General features: G+C 74.0%; 17 protein-coding genes. 10 read left to right on the plus strand and 7 right to left on the minus strand.

Annotation, left to right across the window (positions count from 1 at the left end):
- Nucleotides 1-22: 22 nt before the first annotated feature.
- From dpgB to ACZ462_RS21610, 4 genes are all read left to right on the plus strand, one after another.
- A complete protein-coding gene (gene dpgB / locus ACZ462_RS21595) occupies nt 23-811 on the plus strand; it encodes an enoyl-CoA-hydratase DpgB (RefSeq protein ID WP_467803009.1) in 789 nt (262 codons plus the stop codon).
- 229 nt (nt 812-1,040) lie between these two features.
- On the plus strand, nt 1,041-2,267 hold the full coding sequence (gene dpgC / locus ACZ462_RS21600; protein WP_467803260.1) for a (3,5-dihydroxyphenyl)acetyl-CoA 1,2-dioxygenase DpgC: 1,227 nt from the start codon (nt 1,041-1,043) through the stop codon (nt 2,265-2,267).
- Nucleotides 2,264-3,592 (plus strand): aminotransferase-like domain-containing protein, encoded by a 1,329-nt coding sequence (locus tag ACZ462_RS21605; RefSeq protein WP_467803011.1) that lies wholly within the window; start codon nt 2,264-2,266, stop codon nt 3,590-3,592. Before dpgC ends, ACZ462_RS21605 begins: the two co-directional genes overlap by 4 nt.
- A complete protein-coding gene (locus ACZ462_RS21610; protein WP_467803012.1) occupies nt 3,589-4,791 on the plus strand; it encodes a cytochrome P450 in 1,203 nt (400 codons plus the stop codon). Before ACZ462_RS21605 ends, ACZ462_RS21610 begins: the two co-directional genes overlap by 4 nt.
- Before the next feature lie 71 nt (nt 4,792-4,862).
- Here ACZ462_RS21610 and ACZ462_RS21615 read toward each other — a convergent pair whose 3' ends face one another.
- Nucleotides 4,863-7,169: an FtsX-like permease family protein gene (locus tag ACZ462_RS21615; RefSeq protein ID WP_467803013.1), complete on the minus strand. Its 2,307-nt coding sequence runs from the start codon at nt 7,167-7,169 to the stop codon at nt 4,863-4,865.
- Nucleotides 7,166-7,876 carry an ABC transporter ATP-binding protein gene (locus tag ACZ462_RS21620; protein WP_467803015.1) on the minus strand — a complete coding sequence of 237 codons (711 nt, stop codon included), beginning with the start codon at nt 7,874-7,876 and terminating at the stop codon, nt 7,166-7,168. The genes ACZ462_RS21615 and ACZ462_RS21620 overlap by 4 nt, the downstream gene beginning before the upstream one ends.
- 153 nt (nt 7,877-8,029) lie before the next feature.
- Between ACZ462_RS21620 and ACZ462_RS21625 the strand changes: the two genes are divergently transcribed.
- Complete coding sequence (locus tag ACZ462_RS21625) at nt 8,030-8,860, plus strand: sensor histidine kinase (protein WP_467803017.1); 831 nt, start codon at nt 8,030-8,032, stop codon at nt 8,858-8,860.
- Nucleotides 8,857-9,573, plus strand: a complete 717-nt coding sequence (locus tag ACZ462_RS21630) for a response regulator (protein ID WP_467803018.1) — start codon at nt 8,857-8,859, stop codon at nt 9,571-9,573. The genes ACZ462_RS21625 and ACZ462_RS21630 overlap by 4 nt, the downstream gene beginning before the upstream one ends.
- Nucleotides 9,574-9,603: 30 nt before the next feature.
- Here the strand turns inward: ACZ462_RS21630 and ACZ462_RS21635 are convergent, their stop codons facing one another.
- The 4 genes from ACZ462_RS21635 to ACZ462_RS21650 all read right to left on the minus strand — a co-directional run bounded on the left by ACZ462_RS21635 (nt 9,604) and on the right by ACZ462_RS21650 (nt 15,509).
- Complete coding sequence (locus ACZ462_RS21635) at nt 9,604-11,415, minus strand: ABC transporter ATP-binding protein (protein WP_467803020.1); 1,812 nt, start codon at nt 11,413-11,415, stop codon at nt 9,604-9,606.
- On the minus strand, nt 11,412-13,130 hold the full coding sequence (locus tag ACZ462_RS21640) for an ABC transporter transmembrane domain-containing protein (protein WP_467803022.1): 1,719 nt from the start codon (nt 13,128-13,130) through the stop codon (nt 11,412-11,414). The genes ACZ462_RS21635 and ACZ462_RS21640 overlap by 4 nt, the downstream gene beginning before the upstream one ends.
- Nucleotides 13,127-14,203 carry a methyltransferase gene (locus tag ACZ462_RS21645; RefSeq protein WP_467803024.1) on the minus strand — a complete coding sequence of 359 codons (1,077 nt, stop codon included), beginning with the start codon at nt 14,201-14,203 and terminating at the stop codon, nt 13,127-13,129. Before ACZ462_RS21645 ends, ACZ462_RS21640 begins: the two co-directional genes overlap by 4 nt.
- A 265-nt stretch (nt 14,204-14,468) precedes the next feature.
- Complete coding sequence (locus ACZ462_RS21650) at nt 14,469-15,509, minus strand: hypothetical protein (protein ID WP_467803026.1); 1,041 nt, start codon at nt 15,507-15,509, stop codon at nt 14,469-14,471.
- A 190-nt stretch (nt 15,510-15,699) separates the two neighbouring features.
- Here ACZ462_RS21650 and ACZ462_RS21655 point away from each other — a divergent pair, with 190 nt between their 5' ends.
- The 4 genes from ACZ462_RS21655 to ACZ462_RS21670 all read left to right on the plus strand — a co-directional run bounded on the left by ACZ462_RS21655 (nt 15,700) and on the right by ACZ462_RS21670 (nt 18,795).
- A complete protein-coding gene (locus tag ACZ462_RS21655; protein ID WP_467803028.1) occupies nt 15,700-16,335 on the plus strand; it encodes a Tat pathway signal protein in 636 nt (211 codons plus the stop codon).
- Between the two features lie 227 nt (nt 16,336-16,562).
- Nucleotides 16,563-16,832 (plus strand): hypothetical protein, encoded by a 270-nt coding sequence (locus ACZ462_RS21660; protein WP_467803030.1) that lies wholly within the window; start codon nt 16,563-16,565, stop codon nt 16,830-16,832.
- Between the two features lie 365 nt (nt 16,833-17,197).
- The gene (locus ACZ462_RS21665) at nt 17,198-17,566 is read left to right on the plus strand and encodes a hypothetical protein (RefSeq protein ID WP_467803031.1); all 369 of its coding nucleotides are present in this window, start codon (nt 17,198-17,200) and stop codon (nt 17,564-17,566) included.
- Entirely contained in the window at nt 17,563-18,795 is a 1,233-nt protein-coding gene (locus tag ACZ462_RS21670) for a hypothetical protein (RefSeq protein ID WP_467803032.1), read from the plus strand. The genes ACZ462_RS21665 and ACZ462_RS21670 overlap by 4 nt, the downstream gene beginning before the upstream one ends.
- A gap of 237 nt (nt 18,796-19,032) precedes the next feature.
- On the opposite strand, the gene ACZ462_RS21675 is transcribed toward ACZ462_RS21670, so the two are convergent.
- Nucleotides 19,033-19,449, minus strand: a complete 417-nt coding sequence (locus tag ACZ462_RS21675) for a hypothetical protein (RefSeq protein WP_467803033.1) — start codon at nt 19,447-19,449, stop codon at nt 19,033-19,035.
- Nucleotides 19,450-19,473: the final 24 nt, after the last annotated feature.

Genomic DNA, 19,473 nt, shown 5'->3' on the forward strand with positions numbered 1-19,473 from the left:
CACGACGACGAAGGGAACTGCGATGCGGACGCACGACACGCTGCCGCCGCCCGCGGAGGGCGAACCGGCGGACGGCACGGCGGGGGCCGTGCCCGACGGCCCCGCGGACGGGCTGTGCACCACCCTGGAGCTGGACGCGCGGCAGCCGCTGCCCGAGCTGACCGCCGCGGTCAGCGGCGCCTGCGACCGGGCCGAGGCGCGGGCCGACGGCTCGGTGGTCCTGCTGCGCCTGCCGGACGCGCCCGCCGGGGCGCGGGCCTGGCCGGGCCAGGTGGACATCCGGCAGATCAACCGCTGGGAGCGGGCCGTGCGGAGGCTGGAGCGGCTGCCCGCGCTGAGCATCGCCGTCGCCTCCGGGGCGTGCGGCGGACCGGCCCTCGACCTGCTGCTGGTCAGCGACTACCGGATCGGCTCGCCGGACCTGCGGCTCCTCGCGCCGGTCAACGACGGGCACTTCTGGCCCGGGATGGCCGTGCACCGGATATCCCGGCAGCTCGGGGCGGCCCGCGCCCGGCAGATCGTGCTGTGGGGCGACGACATCGACGCCGGGCGGGCCCGCGACCTCGGCCTGATCGACCAGCTCGCGGACGACACGGAGGAGGCCGCGCACACGGCGGCCGTGCTGATGGGCCGGATCTCCGACCGGGAGCTCGCGATCCGCCGGCAGCTGCTGCTGGAGGCGCAGAGCCTGGAGTTCGACGAGGCGCTCGGGCCCCACCTGGCCGCCTGCGACCGCGAACTGCGCCGCCTGGCGGCGGCCGCAGCGGCGGTGGCGGAGCCGGGCGGTACGGCGGGAGGGCCGGGTGAGTGACGGCGCGGGGCGCCGCGGGGCGGGCCTCCCGGCCGGCGGCCCCGCCTCCGCCGGCGGCCCCGCCGCCTCCCTCGGTCGCGCCCTCGCCGACCCGGGAGACCCCGCCGTGTTAGGCCCCGCCGTGGAAGGCCCCGCCGTCTACGGCGACCCCGGTTTCTGCGGCGAACTCGCCGCCGACGCCAAGCTGCTGGCCGGGCACGCCGCCGACACCGAGCGGAGGCTCGCCCTCCTGCCGCCCCGTCCCGACCGCACCGCCGCCGAGGCCGACCGGGCGGAGCGCATCCACGAGGCCTGCCGGGCGGTCCGGCACGCCTTCCTCACCCGCCACGCCGACGCCGTCTACGACGAGCTCACCGCCGGGCGGACGCGGCGGCCCCGGCTGCCCGACCTGGCCGCGGAGGCCGCCGTACGCTTCCCCGGGCTCGTACCGGACGCGGCCCAGCTCGCCGCGGAGCGCGGCCGCCTCCAGGCGCACAAGGAGGGCCGGGAGATCGACCAGGGCGTCTTCTTCGGGGCCCTGCTGCGCTCCCCCGCCGCCGGCACGCACCTGATCGAGAGCATGCTGCGGCCGGTGCCGGGCTCGGCGGCCCGCCTCGCGGAGTTCCGGCGCACGGACCGGCTGGAGCTGCCCGCGGTGCTGCTCGAACGCCGCGGGGAGGGGGCGTACGTCACCTTCCGCAACGGCCACTGCCTCAACGCCGAGGACAACCGGCTCATCACCGACCTCGAAACGGCCGTCGACGTGGCCCTCCTCGACGACCGGATCCGCGTCGGCGTCCTGCGCGGCGGGCCCGTCACCCACCCTCGCCACGCCGGGAGGCGGATCTTCAGCGCGGGCATCAACCTCAAGGAGCTGCACGCGGGCCGGATCTCCTTCGTGGAGTTCCTCCTCGGCCGCGAACTCGGCTACGTCAACAAGCTGGCCCGCGGCCTGCTCCGCGAGGGCCCGGACGCCGCCGGCGGCGCCACGGCCGGCAAGCCCTGGGTCGGCGTCGTCGACGCGTTCGCCATCGGCGGCGGCATGCAGCTCCTCCTCGTCCTGGACCGCGTCATCGCCGAGGAGGGCTCCTTCCTGAGCCTGCCCGCCGCCGACGAGGGCATCGTCCCCGGCCTGGGCAACCTGCGGCTCACCCGGCTCACCGGAGCCCGCACGGCCCGGCAGGTCATCCTCTCCGGCCGCCGCATCCACACCTCCGACCCGGCGGCCGCCCTGCTGGTCGACGAGGTGCTGCCCGCCGCCGCGCTCGACGCCGCCGCCGAGCGCGCCGTACGCGAGCTGGCCGGGCCGGCCGTGGCCGCCAACCGGGCCATGCTGACGCTGGCCGAGGAGCCCCTGGAGCTGCTGCGCGGCTACCTGGCGGAGTTCGCGGTCGTCCAGGCCCGCCGCATCCACAGCCCCGACGTGCTGGCCAAGACCGAGCGGCTCGGGGCGCGTTCCGGGCGGGGCCCGGCATGACCCTCCTCGCCCGCGAGGTGCTGCACGCCTCGCTCCAGGACCCGGTGCTGGAGTCGATCGGCTTCCTCAACGAGATCATGGGCCGCTACCCGGACGCCCTCTCCTTCGCCCCCGGCGCCCCGCACCCCGCCCCGTACGAGGGCCTGGACACCGCCCGCTACCTGGACCGCTTCACCGCCCACGCGGCCGCGGCCGGCCTCGGGCCGGACCGGGCGGCCCGGCTGCTCTACGAGTACGGGCCCGCGCGCGGGCTGATCAACGGGATCGTCGCCGACGCCCTCCGCCGCGACCAGGGCATCGACGCGGACCCGGACTCGCTGGTGATCACCGTCGGGGCGCAGGAGGCGATGTTCCTCGTGGTGCGCGCCCTGATCGCCTCCCCGGAGGACCTGCTGGCCGTCTCCGACCCGTGCTTCGTCGGCATCACCAGCGCCGCGAGCCTGCTCGGCGCCGGGGTGGTGCCCGTCCCCGAGGACGCCGACGGCCTCGACGTCGACGCGCTGGCCGAGGCGTGCCGGGCGGCCCGCCGCTCCGGCCGCCGCATCCGCGCCTGCTACGTCGCCCCCGACTACGCCAACCCCGGCGGCACCCGCATGGCGGCCGGGCGGCGGCGGCTGCTGCTGGAGCTGGCCGAGCGGGAGGACTTCCTCGTCCTGGAGGACAACGCGTACGGGTTCACCGCTCCCCCGGGCACCGAACTGCCCGCGCTGAAGGCCCTGGACGGAGGACGGCGGGTCGTGCACATCGGGACGTTCGCGAAGGTGTGCTTCCCCGGGGCGCGCGTCGGCTACGTCGTCGCCGACCAGTCCGTGTCCACCGCCGGGGCCCCGGCCGTCCCGCTCGCGGCGGAACTGGCGCGGCTGAAGACCGCCGTCACCGTCAACACCTCGCCGGTGTGCCAGGCGCTGATCGCCGGGATGCTGCTGGAGCACGGCGGCTCGCTCGCCGAACTGGCCCGGGCCCGGTCCGTGCTGTACCGGCGCAACCTCGCCCGCCTGCTGCGGGCGCTGGACCGCGAGGGCGCGGCCGGGCTGCCGCAGGGGGTGGAGTGGAACCGGCCCGGCGGCGGGTTCTTCGTGCGGATGCGGCTGCCCGTGCCGGCGGACGCCGGGCTGCTGGAGGCGTCCGCCGCCGGGTACGGGGTGCTGTGGACCCCGATGGCGCCCTTCCACCCGGGCGGCGGGGGGACCCGTACGCTGCGGCTGTCATGCAGCTACCTGGAGCCGGAGCAGATCGACGAGGGCGTGCGGCGGCTCGGGGCCTTCCTCAGGGAGCACGCCCGGCCGCGGGCCGGAGCGGGTGCGCGGCCGGGGGGTTCCTCGTGAACAGCGGCCGCGTTCCCGTCCACCCCACCGCCCGCGACCGGGACCGCCCGTTCGATCCGCCGCCGGAACTCGCGGCGCTGCGCGCCCGCGGCCCGGTCAGCCGCCTGCGCTACCCCGACGGCCACCTCGGATGGCTCGTCACCGGCCACGAGGCGGCCCGCCGGGTGCTCGCCGACCCCCGGTTCAGCGCCCGCTCGGAGCTGAAGCGGGTGCCGGTGGCCCGCCCGGGCACGGACCCGTTCTACGGCAGCCCCGCCCTGCCGGGCTGGCTCGTCGACATGGACGCGCCCCACCACACGCGGCTGCGCAGGCACCTGATGGGCTGGTTCACCGCCCGCCGTACGCGGGCCCTGGCGCCCCGCATCGAGCGGATCGTCGGCGACCACCTGGAGACGATGGCCGCCCTCGGCGGCCGGGCCGACCTCGTCGAGGCCTTCGCGCTGCCCGTCCCCTCCCTGGTGATCTGCGAGCTGCTCGGCGTGCCGTACGGCGAGCGCGCCTCCTTCCAGCGCAACAGCGCCACCCTGTTCCGGATCGACGCGACCGCGGCGGAGGCCGAGGCGGCGATGGCCGAACTGGACGCGTTCCTCACGGAGCTGGCCCGGCACCGGCGCCGGGCGCCGGGCGGCGACCTGCTGAGCGCGCTCGCCGCCGGGGGCGACCTGTCCACGGCCGAGGTCGCCGGCGTGGGCGCCCTCCTCCTGTCGGCGGGGCACGAGACGACCGCCGGCTCCCTCGGGCTCGGCACGTTCGCCCTGCTGTCCCACCCGGGCGAGGCGGCCCGGCTCGCGGACGACCCGTCGCTCGCCGGGAACGCGGTGGAGGAGCTGCTGCGGTACCTGACCATCTTCCACTTCGGGGTGCCCCGCTCCCCGCTGGAGGACGTCGTCCTGGAAGGGCAGACGCTGCGCGCCGGGGAGTCCGTCACGGTCTCGCTGTCCGCCGCGAACCGCGATCCGGCGCGCTTCGCCGACCCCGACCGCCTCGACCTCGCCCGCCCCGCCTCCGGGCACCTCGCCTTCGGGCACGGGCCGCACCAGTGCATCGGCCAGCACCTGGCCCGCACGGAGATGCGGATCGCGTTCCCGGCGCTGTTCGCGCGGTTCCCCGGGCTGAAGCTGGCCGTGCCGCCGTCGGAGGTGCCGCTGGGAGAGGACATGGGCTTCTACGGGGTGCACCGGCTGCCCGTGGCGTGGTGAGGGGCCGCCCTCGGCAGCCCCTCACCTCCCTCCCGGTGTGCTTCGCCTGCGACGGCCTCGCCCGACGCCGCCTACTCGTTGTGCAGCGCCTCGGCGACGGGGAGCCGCGCCGCCGACCTTGCCGGGGCGAGCGCACCGAGGACGGCGATCGTGACGCCCGCCAGGAGGAGGGCGGCCAGCTGCGGCAGGTGCCAGACCTGCTTCATGGATTCCGGGAACGCGATCACCCCGACGTGGTCCACCACCAGCCGGTGCGCGGCGATGCCCAAGGGGATCCCGACGAGCCCGCCGATCGCCCCCAGGGCCGCGACGGACGACACGGTCATCACCATGACCTGCCGCGGCGTCATGCCGATCGACTTGAGCATTCCCAGGTCCCGACGGCGCTCCCGGACGGTGAGCAGGACGGTGTTGAAGACGCCGAGTGCTGCGGCGGAGGTCAGGAGCACGGTGAACACCGACGCGAAGCCGACGACGGCCGTGGTGGCCGGGCTGTCGGAGTGCCTGAGTGCGGGACGGAGGGCCGGGTCTGCGGCTTCGACTGACTCGATGTAGTGCCGCGCGTCGGCGCCGGGCGCGAGGCGGACCGTGTACTCGGTCGCCCGCACCGTCGGGTCGAGCCGGGTCAGGGACTGCCAGTCGGCTGCGAGCGCCTTGGCGTTGCCCTCCATGAGTTCGCCCACGATGGTGAGGGGCGCCTGCCTGCCGTTCAGCCGGATCGTGACCCGGTCGCCGACCGACAGTCCGTGCTGGGCGAGGAACGCCGGGCCGGCTGCCGCTTCCCCTGCGTCGGCGGGCCAGTGTCCTTTCACGATCTCGGCGGCGAGGTCCCGGGTGTCCCCGCGGTAGAAGTCGGCGAACACGGTCTGCGTGTACCCGGCGAGGTGCACCTTGGTGAGTGCGCGGGCGGTCACCCGGTCGGCGCCCGGCAGGGAGAGCAGTCGTCGTTCGGTCTGCCCGTCGCCCGGTCGCGCAGCGTCCTGGCGGAGCGCCGGGGTGTCCGCCTGTATGTCGACGCGGGTGGCGCCCTCGCTCGTGCGCATGTCTCCGTAGGCGACCATGGTGCCGGTCAGGCCGGTCGTCAGGGTGACGGTGGCGACCCCGAGGACGATGGCTGCCATGGTCAGCAGGGAGCGGCCGGGTCGGGCGGACGGCTGGCCCAGCCCCAGGCTCACGGGGCGCGGCAGCCGGCTCCTGCCGAGTCGGCGCTGGAGGCGCAGTCCGCGTCCGGCCCGCGGTGCGCTGCCTGCCGTCAGCGCCTGGGCTGCGGAGAGCCGGTGTGCGCGGGAAGCGGGGATCAGGGCAGCCATCGCGACCATGGCAGGCATGCCCACCATGCAGACGGCGGACGGCCACCAGCCGATGCCGATGGAGGCGCTGCCCGTTTCGATGCCGGAGAAGGCCGCCTTCAGGATCGGGCCGGCCGCTGCGTTGCCGACCAGGGTGCCGAGGGCGCAGCCGATGACGGCGGGGAAGGACACCATCGCCAGGTAGACCGCCACCACCTGGTTCGGGGTGTAGCCCAGCGACTTGAGCACGCCGACGTGCCGGTGCCCGGAGACGACCGCCGAGCTGACGACGTTCCCGACGATCAGTACGGACACCAGGAGGCCGAGGACGCCGAAGAGGGTCATGAACGGCAGATAGGCATCGGCCTGTGCGGAGAAGGCCCGCTTGAGGGTGAGGTGGGACTGTGCGGTGGTCAGCGAGCCGGCGGGGAGTTCGGCGGTGGCCGCGGTGAGGCCCGCACGCAGCTCCTGTTCGGTCGCGGCGTCGGTGAAGCGGTACAGCATCTGCGCAGTGGTCGGCGTCAGCCGGTCCATCTGCTCGGGTGAGACCCACGCTCCCGCGGACTTGCTCGTGCTGGTGGCGAAGCCGACGACGGTGAGGGTCGGGGCGCCCCTGGCGGTGAGCCGGGTGCCGAGTCGGTCGGGGCCGGGCGTGCCGTCGACGGGCCAGTTGACGACGATTTCGCCCGGGGCGGTGGCCCAGCGGCCCTCCAGGAGCCGGATGCGGTCGACCGGCCCGCCCGGATCGGCCCGGCCCACGACGGAGAGGGAACCGGCCGACATCCACAGCCAGTCCTCGGGCATCTCCAGCACGGTCTGTCCGAAGGGGCCGGCCGCGGCTGCGACGCCGGGCCGACGGGCGGTGTCGGCCAATTGCCCGGGCGATGCCTTCGCCGTGTCGAACGAGGCCACGGCATGGGCGCCGCGGTGCCGGGAGAAGGCTTCGTCGAAGGGGGCCGATGCCGCGGTGAGCAAGCCGAGGCCCAGGAGGGTCGTGGTGGTGGAGCACAGGACCACGAGCCCGATGACGAACGTCTGGAGCCTGCGGCGTCTGACGGCTGCGTACGAGGCCCTCCACACGGCGCTCATGCGGTCGGCTCCACAGTGCTCTCGCGGGCCACTCGGCCGTCGGCGACTTCGATCAGGCGGTTGGCGCACCGGGTGGCGAGGTGCGGATCGTGTGTGACGATCAGCAGGGTCTGTCCGATCTGGTTGAGGTCGATCAGGAGGTCCATGACCTGTTCGCCCGAGCGGCTGTCCAGTGCGCCCGTGGGCTCGTCGGCCAGGAGCAGCGCCGGACGGTTCATCAGGGCCCGGGCCACGGCCACTCGTTGGCGTTCGCCTCCGCTCAGGGCGGCCGGATAGGCGTCCTTGCGGTCGGCGACGCCGAGTTCTCCGAGGAGTTCCAGCGCGCGGCGGCGGGCCTGCCGGGCGGACGTACCGGTCAGCTGGGCGGCGAGTGCGACGTTGTCCAGTGCGGGCAGGTCGTCGATGAGGTTGAAGAACTGGAAGACCATGCCGATGTGCCGCCGCCTGAACAGCGCCAGACCGGTTTCGTTGAGCGTCCCCAGGTCCTGGCCGTGGACCTGGACCGTGCCCGAGGTCGGGCGGTCCAGGCCGGCCACCATGTTGAGGAGCGTGGACTTCCCGCAGCCGGAGGGTCCCATCACCGCGACCGCTTCCCCGGCCCGGATCTCCAGGTCGATGCCGTCCAGGGCCTTCGCGTCGCCGTACTCCTTGTGCACGTTGTCGAGCCGGACGACGACCTGCCGGGGACTGCCGTGATCAGTTGTCATGGCTCGAACCTAGAAGCGGTGCGGCTTCCACGACGTCCCACCCCGGATGTAACCGAACGGGCAGGTCATCCCGGGGATGTAGGGGCCTGGACCCGGGGGATGAGGCGGACGGTGCGGCCGCCTGACATCCTTGCTCGGGTGGGGAGTTCGTGGGTGATCTGGCTTGTGGCGGCGGTGGCGGCGGCGTGCGCGGCCACGGCCGGGGCCCTGGGTGCGGCGCTCGTGCGGGCACGCCGGCGGCACCGGGCGGCCATCGAGGAGCGCGGCTGGCTGCTGGAACGGGAGCGGGAAAGCGCCGCACGGACCGCCGTCGACGGTGAACGGGCGCGGATCGCGGCCGAACTCCACGACATCGTCAGCCACAACGTGAGCCTCATGGTGGTCCAGGCCGGGGCCGCCCGCGAGGTGCTGGCCACCTTGCCCGGCGAGGCGGAGGCCGCGCTGAGCGCCGTGGAGAACGCCGGACGGGCGACGATGACGGAACTGCGGCACCTGCTCGGCCTGCTCGCCCCCGCGCAGAACGGCGACGACGAGGTGTACGGCCAGGACCTCGCACCGCAGCCCAGCCTGAGCCGGCTCAGCCCGTTGATCGACCGGGTCGCCTTCGCCGGCGTGCCCGTGGAGGTGCGGATTTCCGGTGAGCCGCGCCCCCTGCCCTCCGGGATCGACGTCACTGCCTACCGGATCATCCAGGAGGCACTGACCAACGCCCTCAAACACGGAGACGGAGCGAAGGCCCAGGTGAGCGTGCGGTACGCGGAGCACTGCCTGCGCGTCGAAGTCCTCAACAGCGGACCCAGCCTCCTGACCGGCGATGCCGTCGGCGCTCCGCGGCATCCGGGCCCGGGCGGGGCCCGCGGAACCGGACGGGGACTGCTCGGTCTGCGGGAGCGGGTCGCCGTCTACGGCGGCGACCTGGACGCCCGGCGCCGCCTCGGCGGAGGCTACCGCGTCCGCGCCAGGATCCCACTGGACCGGCCGTGACGACACCCGCCCCTGCCCCCCGGGTCGTCATCGCGGACGACCAGGAGCTGGTCCGCACCGGCTTCCGCCTGATCCTGACCTCCCGCGGAGTCGACGTCGTCGGGGAGGCCGCGGACGGAGCCGAGGCCGTCGAAGCAGTCCGCCGCCTGCGCCCCGACGTCGTCCTCCTGGACATCCGCATGCCGAACACGGACGGTCTGGAAGCGGCTCGCCGCATCCTCGCGCAGGTACCGGACTGCCGGGTGATCATGCTGACCACTTTCGATCTCGACTCGTACGTGTACGCCGCCCTTGCCGCCGGTGCCAGCGGCTTCCTCCTCAAGGACGTGACACCCGCCCACCTGGCAGCCGCCGTACGCCTGGTCGACACGGGTGACGCCCTGCTCGCCCCGTCGATCACCCGGCGCCTGGTGGAACGCCATGCCTCCGTCTCCGGTCCGGCCTCTGCGCGCTCGGCAGCGCCCGCCGTCCACCGCGACGTGGCCGTGCTGACACCCCGTGAACGCGAGGTGCTGACCCTCCTGGGCAAGGGCCTGTCCAACACCGAACTCGCCCGGACACTGACCTTGAGCGAGGCGACGGTGAAGACCCATGTGGCCCGCATCTTCGCCAAGCTGACCCTGCGCGACCGGGCCCAGGCCGTGGTCCTCGCCTACGAGACGGGACTCGTCACACCGGGCGAATCCGGGCACTCTGCCGACGTCCGCAGCTGAGCGTCCCCTGCCGGGAGAACACACGGAGCGTCAGCCGTGCCAGGACTTCCACAGGCGGGCGTACGCCCCGCCGCGGGCCACCAGTTCGGTGTGGGTGCCGGTCTCGGTGATCCGGCCGTCCTCCAGGACGACCACGCGGTCGGCGTCGTGGGCGGTGTGGAGGCGGTGGGCGATGGAGACGACCGTGCCGCCGAGCAGGCCGGCCAGGGCGCGTTCCACCGTGCGCGCGGTGTGCGGGTCGAGGAGGGCGGTCGCCTCGTCGAAGACGACGACCGGCGGGTCGAGCAGCAGCAGCCGGGCCAGCGCCAGCTGCTGGGCGCGGGCCGGGGGCAGTTCGGCCGCGCCGGATCCGACCTCGTGGTCCAGGCCCAGCGCCGACGCCCACTCCCAGGCGGCGACGGCCCGCAGGGCGCGCTCCAGGTCCGCGGGGGTCGCGTCGGGGCGGGCGACGAGCAGGTTGTCGGCCAGGGTGCCGCGGAAGACGTGGTACTCCTGGGTGACGAGGATGACGCCCCGGCGCAGTTCGTCCGGCGGCAGCTCCGCCAGGGGTACGCCGCCCAGGCTGACGGTGCCCCGGCCGGGGGTGTCGATCCCGGCGAGGAGGCGGCCGAGGGTGGATTTGCCGGCGCCGGAGGGGCCCACGACGGCGAGCCGCTCGCCGGGCCGTACGTGCAGGTCGACGCCGCGGAGGCTCTCCTGCCGCTCCCGGTAGGCGAAGTGGACGCCCTGGACGTCGAGCGCGCCGTCGCGGGGGGATCCGGGGTGTGGGGCCGTGTCCGGGACGGCGGCGGCCGGGGCGGCGGCGTCGCGGACGCCGAGGATGCGGGCCATGGAGGCGCCGCCGACCTGGAGTTCGTCCATCCAGTACAGCATGGTGTCGACGGGCCCGATCACCTGCTGGACGTACAGGGTGGCGGCGGTGACGGCGGCCAGGCCGACGAGCCCCTCGATGTACATCAGCCCGCCGATGACCAGGGTCGCGGCCACCGGCAGGATGTAGCCGGTGTCGGCGATCGGCAGGTAGGTGCTGCGGAGGTTCAGGGTGTGCCGTTCGGCCGCGTACGAGGCGGCGATGTCCGCGTCGGTGCGGCGGCGGCGGCGTCCCTGGAGCCGGAGCGCCTCCACCGTGCGGGCGCCCGCGACGGTCTCGCCGAGGGTGTCGGTGAGGCGGGCGTACGCGTTGTTGGAGCGCAGGTAGCCGGCGCGGGCCCGCCGCAGGTACCAGCGGGTCGACAGCCACAGCACGGGGACGGCCACCAGGCAGGGCAGCACGAGCAGCGGGTCGGTGAGGCAGACGGCGCCGATGGTCAGGGCGATGGTGGTGCCCGCCACGAGGGTGTCGGGGACGGCCCGCTGCACGGTGAAGGCGAGGACGTCGACGTCCCGGGTGGTCCGGGTGACCAGCTCGCCGGTGCCGGCCCGCTCGACGGCGGGGGTGGGCAGGGACAGCACCCGGTCGACGAACTCCTCGCGCAGCTCGGCCAGTACGGTCTCGCCGAGGCGGAGGGAGGCCAGCCGGGCGAAGCGGGTGAGGACCGCCTGGAGGACGACCGCGGCGCAGATCGCGAGGGCGACGGGGGTGACGTCGAGGTGGCCGTGCGCGGCGTCCTCGACGATCCGGCCGAGGAGCTGGGGTGCGGCGAGCGCGGCGATGCAGGCCAGCGCGTGCAGGGCGAGGGAGCCGGCCAGGGGGCCGCGGTGCCGGAGCATGGTCCGCCGGGCGTGCGCGCGGACCTCGCGGGCGGAGGCGACGGGCAGCCGCTCGGCGGGCGGGGCGCCGGGGGCGGCGTCGGGGGCGGCGCCCGGTTCCGGGGCGGTGTCGGCGGGGGCGGGGGCGGTCATGCCAGGACCTCACGGGTGACGACGGCGCGGTAGTCGGGGTCGGCGAGGAGGGTCCGGTGGTGCCCTTCGGCGACGGCCTTGCCGTCCTTGACGAACACCACCGCGTCGGCGCGGTCCAGGACGATCGGGCTGGTGGTGAAGACGACGGTGGTCCGGCCGGCGCGGTGGGGGCCGAGGTTGCGGGCGACGCGGCCCTCGGTGTGGGCGTCGAGGGCGTTCGTCGGCTCGACGAGGACGAGCAGCGGCGGGTCGGCGAGCAGGGCACGGGCCAGGCGCAGCCGCTGCTGCTGCCCGCCGGAGAACTCGCGCCCGCCGGTGGAGTCGTGTGCGAGGCCGTCGGGGAGGGCGTCGACGACGTCGCGGGCGGAGGCGGCGTCGAGGGCGCGGAGGAGGGCGTCGGTGCGGGGGCCGTCGGCGTGGTCGTCGCGGGGGTCGAGTTCGGTGCCGAGGCGGCCGGCGAAAAGGGTGGCGTCGTTGTCGGCGAGGAGGGCGTGGCGGCGTACGTCGTCGGTGCGGTGGGCGGACAGGGGGGTGTCGCCGAGGAGGACCGCGGAGTCGGTGTGGCCGCAGAGCCGTTCCGCGAGCGTACGGGCGTCCCCTTCGGTTCCGCACACGACGGCGAGGAGCCGGCCGGGCGGGACGGTCAGCCCGGAGTCGGGGTCGTGCAGCGGGAGGCCGTCCGCGCCGTCGTCGAGGGGGCGGGTGCCGCCGGGCCGCTCCCGTTCCAGGCGCAGGAAGTCCAGGACGCGGCCGGCGGCGACGTTGGCGCGGGTCAGCTGGTCGAGCATGGCGGTGACCTGCCCGAGCTGGTCGGTGAGGAAGACGGCGTACCCGTAGAAGGCGACGAGCAGGCCCGGTTCGAGGCGGCCGGTGCTCACCTGGTGCGCGCCGAGCCAGACGATCGCGACGAGCAGCGCGCCGGGCAGCAGGACGCGCAGGAAGGCGATGTCGGCGACGGTGGCCGCGACGCGGGTGCCCTCGGCGCGCACGGCCTGGGAGCCCTCGCGGTAGCGGCGGCCGTACGTCTTCTCGCCGCCGAAGCCGCGCAGGACCCGCAGCCCGTCGATGATGTCGACCGACAGGTCGGTGAGGTCGCCCTGCTGCTCGCGCAGCCGCTGCTGGCGGCCGTGCAGGACGCGCATCAGCCGGGTGACGGCCGCGGCGATCAGCGGGACGCCGACCAGCACGACCAGTCCCAGCTGCCAGGACGTGACCAGCATGAACACGGCGGCGAAGAGGATCGAGACGACAGCGCCGCTGCCGCGCGCCGTGCCCTCCAGGGCGGTGCCGAGGTGGCCGACGTCCGAGGCGCTGACGCTGACGACGGAGCCGGTGGAGGCCCGCCGCGGCAGGTCGGCGCCGAGGTCCGCGGCGTGGCGGACGACGAGCTGGGTGGTCCCGTACACGGCGCCGAACCGGTTCGTCGTCGACGCCCGGTCGCGCAGCATGCCGATGACGGCCTGGAAGACGCCGAGGGCGAGGACCGCGCCGCCCCACAGCAGCAGCGCGTCCCGGTCGCGCTGGAGCAGCCCGCGGTCGATGCCGAGGGCGACGGCCGCCGGCACCAGCGCCTGGGCGAGGGTGCACAACACGCCGAACAGCGTGGCCAGGGCGAGGCTGCCGCGGTGGCGGGTGGCCAGCCACAGCAGGAAGCGGACCGGGGAGCCGGTGGCGGGCGCCCCGGGGTCGGCGGCGGGGAACCGGCCGCGGTTCACGGCTTGGTGCCGATGGTCAGACCGTGCTCGTAGGGGTAGCCGGTGAGTGTGCGCACGGCGTCGAAACCGGCCCGGCGCATCCACTCCTCGTAGTCGCGGGCCGGGTAGGCCATGCCCTGGCCGCTGGCGAGCACGTTGAGGTAGAGGGAGAGGCGCGCGGAGTACCAGCCGCGGGTCTCGTCGTCGGAGGCGTTGTAGCCGTAGACGAACACCCGCCCGCCGGAGGGGAGGACGGCGTGCGCCTTCGCCAGCAGCGCCGTGATCTGCTCGCCGGAGAAGATCTCCAGGACGTGGCTGAAGAGGACGGCGTCCGCGCCGGGCGGGAAGGGGTCGGTGAAGAGGTCGCCGGGATGCAGCCGGATGCGGTCCTGGGCCTCGGACTTCGCCTCGGCCGCCAGCTGCGCGACGGACGGGATGTCGAAGACGGTCGAGCGCATGCCCGGGTGGCGGGCGAGCAGCCGGGCGCTGGTGGTGCCGTCGCCTCCGCCGACGTCGAGGAGGTGCCGTACGGTGGCGAACTCCCCGGTGTCGACGAGCGCGTCGAGGCTCTTGAGGGTGAAGGCGCTCATGCTGCGGTGAAAGACCGCCTCCCGCTCCGGGTCGTGCGCGAGGCGGCGGTAGAGCGTCGGCTCGTCGCCGGGGTGCGCGTCGAGCGCGAGGTTGGTGCCGGCGGCGAGGGCCTCGCTCATGCGGGAGAAGGCGGGATAGTAGATCTCCCGCCAGCCGGTGAGGATGTGGCGCCAGCTGTCGGGGCCGTCGGGTACGAGGAGCTCGGCGGCGGCGGGCGCGTTGCGGTACCCGCCGTCGGGGCCCCGTTCCAGCAGGCCGGTGGTGCACACGGCGTGGAGCAGGACCCGCAGGGAGTGCGCCGGCACCCCGACGGCGGCGTGCAGCTCCTCGAAGGAGGCGCCGGGGCGGGCGGAGAGATGGCCGAAGACGTCCCATTCGAGCGCGGTGGCGACGGCGTTGAAGAGGGCGGGTGCGTTCACGAGGAAGTGGAACCGCTCGACGACCGGATCGACGGCGGCGCCGTCCGGTCGGGCGCCGCCCGGCGGGGAGACCTGGCCGGGCACGCGGGCCGGCTCGGGACGTCCGACCTGGCCGGACGGATTCGTTCCAGCGGATGGTGCCGTGTCGGCAGACGAATTCAACGTCGCACCTCTCGTCAGCGGATCGCCGGGGCCCGCTCGCGGGGGCACCACAGCCGACTCCAAGATCACGATCACGCCCTCGCATGCTGGCACACCCCCCGAACCCCGGCAAGAACACCCTGCACAATCCGGCCGGTGCCGGACCGGGGGCCCACGAACCCGCCGCGCGGGGGCGGGGCGCGGCGCGTCAGAGGAGGTCGGGCTTCCAGAGGGTGCGGTCCGGGTAGACGTGGGCCGTAGGGGAGAGTTCGTACGAGCCGGCGTCGGCGTTGGCCGGGATCACCCAGCCGACGCCCTGGTACGCGTACGGCACCGGCTCGCGGGGGATGGAGCAGCGGGCCGGGTCGGTGATGACGGTGCGGCCCGGGGGGACGTCGACGGGCTGCGGGTTCGGTGCCTCCGGGCACGGGTGGAAGGCCTTCAGCCGTGCGTACTGCACCCTGACGCGGACGCGGGCCGTGGCCGCGTGGTCGGCCTGGTTGGTGAGTTTGACGGCGAACGCCACATGGTCCGCGTCCACGCGGGCGCACACCCGCCAGACCACCGACTCCGGGCCGGGGACGGGTTCTCCGCAGCGGCTGTCGGCGCCGAGGGTGTTCTTCTCCAGGCCGGGTCGTTCGACGGCGGCAGCCGTGGTGGTCGCCGCCGTCGGCGGGGGCGTGGGGGGCTTTGCGGTGCCGGGGGCCGTGCGGGTGGCGGCGAGGTAGGCGACCAGGGCCGCTGCCGCCACGCCCGTCGCGGCCGCTGCCGCCGGTCGGGGCAACGTCCGGCGCCTGCGTCGCGGGGTGGGGTGGGTGCTCGGGGGCGGGGGCGTGGTGGGGGCGTCCGGGGTCGGCATCGGCGCGGGAGCGGGGGCGGCGGCGCGGAGGTGCTCCACCGTGCGTTTGCGCCAGTCGCGGGGGTGGAGGTCCTCCAGTTGGCGCTGGAGGTCGTCGATCCGGGCCGCGAGGGCGGCCAGGCGGTCCGCCGGCGGGCCCTCCAGGCCGAGTTCGCGGACGATGGCCCGGGTGGTGGCCGCGCCGGGCAGGCCCGCGCCGCTCAGCCAGACCTGCTCCCGCCCCCGCAGCCACAACGACACCTTCGGCGCGGTCGTGCCCAGCCGGCGCGCCAGCCAGTTCTGGTACCGGCCCTCCGCGGCGAGGGCCTCCCTGACCGCCGCCGACCACTCGTCCAGTGCCCCGCCGAACGCCCCGGCCAGCTCGATGAACGACGGACGAGCACTCCCCAACGCGACCACACCCCTGCAGAAGTTGCACCGATTCGCTGAAACCACAGGTCGGAGCGGTGAAACCAGGGGTGCAGCATTCCACCGGCCGCCACCCCTCCTCCGGCCCCGGACCCGCGGTCATTGTCGTTCTCGGCGGTGCGACGGACGCACCGCTCAGGCCGGGGTTCACCCCGGAGAGGAGAAGAACGACATGATCCGATCACTCACCCGGGCAGACCGCCGCCGCGCCGCGTTCGCGGTGCCGCTGCTCACCGCCGTCCTGTGCGGCGCCGCCTCCCCCGCCGTCCTGCCCGCGGGGCAGGCGCAGGCCGCCTCCGGCGGGCGGGTCTGCTTCTTCCAGGACGCGGAGGGGGCGAGCGGGGCCGGGCACATCGCCTGGGCCGTCCGCGACCCGAAGAACGCCCGGCACTGGATCTGGGGCGCCACCGAGAACGCCGAGGGCGACTCGTACACCGAGCCCGGAAAGCCGAACGGCAGCTGGATCGCCGGCGGTACGTGGGAGGCGCTGCGCAAGAGCCTGAAGCCGGACAGCGGACACCGGAAGGGCTTCTACGACCACTACCGCTGCACGAGCACCCCCGGCGGCGACCTGCGGGCGGCGCAGCGCACGTACGAGAACATGAAGGCCAACGGCTACCAGGTCACCCACAACAACTGCCTGACCAAGGCCGTCGCGATCTTCCGCAAGTACAGCCCCTCCCTGGGCGGCAGCCGCCTGCCCGACGGTGCGGCGACCCCGCCGAACCGGTACTTCGGCGCCGTCCTGAACAAGGCGCCGGGCTGGGAGAAGGCCCACGTGTACACGCCCGCCAAGGGCCGGAAGTGAGGTCGGGCATGTGCCAGCGCTGCAAGGGCGACGGGAAGTGCACGACCTGCGGGGGCTCCGGGTTCCGGGGCTGGAGCGGGGCGAAGTGCGACAGCTGCAAGGGGAGCGGGGACTGCAAGGCGTGTGACGGGCGGGGCTGACCCGCCCCACCCGCCGCCGCCTTCGCCCGGTCCGTCCGTATGTACATACGTGCGTACATCCGCCGTCAAGACGAAAGGGGTTGCGCCATGCCGGCGTGGCTGGTCATAGCCGAAGAGGACTCCGGCGCGCAGCGGCGCGTCACGGTCATCAAGAAAATGAGCGGGAACAGGACGCGGGAGGAGGCCCTGGGCGAGCTGCTGAGGGCGGCCCGCACGCACGTGCCGTCCTCCTGGAAGAGCAAGGCACGGGTGGTCGGGCGCGCCGTCGACGGCTCGTTCTGGGTGCTGCCGAAGGGCGGCGGTGAGCAGGGCGCCGCCTCCTGCCGGATCCATCTCGTCGAGCAGATCCAGCTGTAGGGCCTGCCGCGGGCGTACGGCGCCGGCCGTCCGCCGACCTTCTCGGTCGGCGGGCGGCCGTCCCGTGCGTAGTCACTGAACGAGTCAGATGATCAGACCGCCAACGTGAGGCTGAGACCACGTCTCCCGCAGCTGTCGGTACATCGGACACGCTGGGCGCGAAACCGCAGGTGGGGCCTCGTATTTCGTTCGTACGGACCGGTGCGGTCGTGCGAGACTCGCGTCCTCATCGAAACGGGGGGTTCAGGGTGTACAGGCGTACGACGCCGGTTGCAGCGGCGGTGGCCGCTGCGGCGGCGGTTCTGATGCTGGGCGGGTGCGGTGCCGGTGGGGAGGCCGGGACCGGGTCCTCGCCCTCATCCGGAGTGAAGGCCGGTGCCGCCCTCGACCGGGACGCCGTCGACCGCGACCTCCGCAAGGCCGTCGCCGCGGCGGAACTCGACCACGCGCAGGGGTTCACCACCTCCGAGCGGGGCGACAGGAAGAGCCCGGACACAGTCGACTGGTATGCCACCGTGAAGACCCCGGAAGCCGAGAAGGCACTGCCCAAGATCGGGTCGGCGCTGGAGCGCGCGGGCTGGAAGCCCGAATCCGACCGTTCGAAGGCCGACATGCTCGTCTACCGGAAGTCCGACTGGAGCCTGATCGTGAGCGGTATCGCCGGAACGGAGCTCAAGAACGCCCCAGAGGGCAGCAGCATGCTGTCGGTCACGGCCAGCCGGCTCGGCGGGTGAACGCCCGCCCCGGGCCCGGCATCCGCGCACTCGCTCCGGAAGCGGGCCGCGTCGACGGTGACGGCCTCCGGACGTACGACGCCGAGGCGCTGGCCGACTGCGTCGTCGACCGGGCGGAGCCGGGGTGGCGGCGTCTGGCCTGTGCCGAGGCGCTGCGCGGCCGGGTCCCGCAGACCCGCCTGGAGGCGCTGCTGGCATGCGTCCGCGACCCGCACGACACACACGAGGTGCGCGTGCAACTCCTGGACCTCCTCTCGGACCGCGAAGAACTGCTGCCCTGGCTGCGCCACGAGGACCGCCAGGCAGAGCGTGGCTACCGGATCGAGCAGCCCGTCCTCCGGGCCAGGACCCGGCTCGGCGACCTCACGGCCCTCGCGGCGGTGGCGGACCTCGCGTTCCGCCCCGGCTGGCGCGACCGGATGGCCGGCGGGGAGTGCCTGGAGTCCCTGGTGGACCGTCACGGCCCCGCGGCCGTGGCCGGCGCACTCGACGGCCTCGACGAGGCCGAGCCCTCCGTCCGCGCCCTGCGCATCCGCCTGCGCGACCTCCGCGGCGAGGACATCACCGACGCGCTGACCGACCCCGATCCCGAAGTCGCGTACGTCGCCCAGGACCTCATGGCCGACACGGACCGGCTGCGCGCGTACCTCGCGGAGGCGCCGACGGTCGACGCCGCGCTCTGGGCGGCGTACGCCCTGTACCGCCTGACCGAGGACCCGGCCCCGGCGCGCGCCGCGTACGAGGCGCTGGGCCGGCCGCGGGTCGAGGTGGAGGGGCTGGACGAGGACGTCCGGCGGGCGATCGTGCACGAGTACGTCCCGTACTGCGAGAACGGCACCGACCCGCGCTGGCGCCTGGAGGCGATCTGCACGGACCCGCCCGCACGCCCCGACCAGGAGGACCAACTCCGCCGCGCGTCGGCGGCCCTGACCGCGGCGGGCCTCGCCCCGAAGCCCCCGGTCCACTGCGGCGAAGCACACCAGCAGGGCGACGGCACGTACCACGTGATCGAGTACGCGGACGGCCGAGAGGTCTCGATCAGCACCCTGGGCCCCTGGGCAGGCGACTTCGAGGGCGACCCGCGGGCCCGCACGGCCCTGGAATCGGTCGGCTTCCACTGGCTGGACGCAACAACGGGCGCGACATGCGTAACGGGCCTGAGTGTCTACTACTTCGGCTCCCGCCAGCCGATGGACATCCACACACTCCTCTACTACTGGCAGGGCTAAGGGATTGCGGGGAATCAACGTGTTCCGTATAAGCCCTTAGCCGCCTCTTCGCATCTCTTCGGCAGTGGTCTCGCAGCCCCGGAATGCCCCCGTGGCCTCGGCGCCACCAACGAGGCCGCCGTCCAATGACACTGCCGTCGACTATCGTACAGCCGCCACCTCATGCAGAAGCCCCGCCAAGCGCACTTGGCGGGGCTTCAAATTGGCCTCAGCGACTCATTATGAGACCGCCCCCTATCAAGCCTTACCTCCGTACTCCGACTGGAGACGGACTGCGAGAGCAGATACTTCCTCTACCTCGGGATCGATTTTTACCGTCCACCAGGTACTGTCACTGGCAGTTAGAACCAGAAGACATTCTGCGAAATCCCCTGCACCGAACTTCTCCGGATCGAGCAGACGGCGATCCTTTACCGCTACAAGCAGCAGATCGAAGCACTGCTGCACGCTGGCCGCGAAGTCTTGGAGCCGATCCCACGACATGACGCACCCTTGGGGCGAGGAGGCCACCCGCTGCAAAAATTCCCTATATCCCAAACCCGCCGTTTCCTGCAAAATCCCGTCGAATTCGAGCACGGACCATACCCAGTCATTGTCAGGGACCAGGGCAAGCAGACTGCCGAAACCGATCATCCCGCCTTCAGCGTCCCGCATCTGGAATTCTAGAATTCCATTCAT

The sequence above is a fragment of the Streptomyces sp. NPDC031121 genome, assembly GCF_055570615.1.

Coding starts and splice junctions, on each gene's coding strand:
- ACZ462_RS21635 (WP_467803020.1), bottom strand. CDS start 11,415: ATGACCGCCCCCGCCCCCGCCGACACCGCCCCGGAACCGGGCGCCGCC.
- ACZ462_RS21660 (WP_467803030.1), top strand. CDS start 16,563: ATGCCGGCGTGGCTGGTCATAGCCGAAGAGGACTCCGGCGCGCAGCGG.
- ACZ462_RS21620 (WP_467803015.1), bottom strand. CDS start 7,876: ATGACAACTGATCACGGCAGTCCCCGGCAGGTCGTCGTCCGGCTCGAC.
- ACZ462_RS21615 (WP_467803013.1), bottom strand. CDS start 7,169: ATGAGCGCCGTGTGGAGGGCCTCGTACGCAGCCGTCAGACGCCGCAGG.
- ACZ462_RS21675 (WP_467803033.1), bottom strand. CDS start 19,449: ATGCGGGACGCTGAAGGCGGGATGATCGGTTTCGGCAGTCTGCTTGCC.
- ACZ462_RS21605 (WP_467803011.1), top strand. CDS start 2,264: ATGACCCTCCTCGCCCGCGAGGTGCTGCACGCCTCGCTCCAGGACCCG.
- dpgB (WP_467803009.1), top strand. CDS start 23: ATGCGGACGCACGACACGCTGCCGCCGCCCGCGGAGGGCGAACCGGCG.
- ACZ462_RS21655 (WP_467803028.1), top strand. CDS start 15,700: ATGATCCGATCACTCACCCGGGCAGACCGCCGCCGCGCCGCGTTCGCG.